The 606-nt window shown below is 64.7% G+C and carries 1 protein-coding gene; it reads left to right on the top strand.

Features of this window, described 5'->3' with window-relative positions:
- Nucleotides 1-126: 126 nt before the first annotated feature.
- On the top strand, nt 127-606 hold a 480-nt coding region (locus IEV86_RS17545), incomplete at its 3' end, for an amidase family protein (protein ID WP_229734730.1).

The following is a 606-nucleotide window of genomic DNA, read 5'->3' as shown; positions in this document are numbered from 1 at the left end:
GGAGCAGACGTCTCGAGGCACACATCCAAGCACTGCGGGAACTGGCCGGAGAATAGCCCCGTAGATGACTGTTCACCCTGGTGAGAAGATCGGCTAAGGTGATGGAAACCGATGCAGGGAGGCATGATGACCACACCGACGAGCACCGAGATCCCGTTCCTCGAGCTCCACGAAGTCTCGACACTCATCCGAACCAGGCAGCTGTCCTCGCGTGAGGTCACCGAAGCGATGCTCGAACGCATCGATAGCCTCGAGCCCCGACTGCAGGCCTTCGCCACGGTCATGGCCGAATCGGCCCTCGCCGAGGCCGACCGCGCCGATTCCCTCCTGTCCCGCGGCAACTGGCTCGGCGATCTGCACGGTGTCCCCGTGGCGGCGAAGGATCTTGCGAACACTCACGATGCACCGACCGGTGCGGGCACCACGATCCATGCGGACTTCCGCCCAGATTTCGATGCCACCGTCGTCGCTCGACTGCGAACCGCCGGAGCCGTCGTCCTCGGCAAACTGCGGCTGACCGAGGGAGCGTTCACCGGTCACCATCCCGACCTGCCGACCCCGGTCAACCCGTGGGATGCCGACACCTGGTCGGGAGTCTCCTCCTCA

The sequence above is a fragment of the Cellulomonas carbonis genome, from assembly GCF_014636275.1.
Lineage (GTDB): Bacteria > Actinomycetota > Actinomycetes > Actinomycetales > Cellulomonadaceae > Actinotalea > Actinotalea carbonis.
This window is presented reverse-complemented; position numbering and strand designations above follow the sequence as displayed.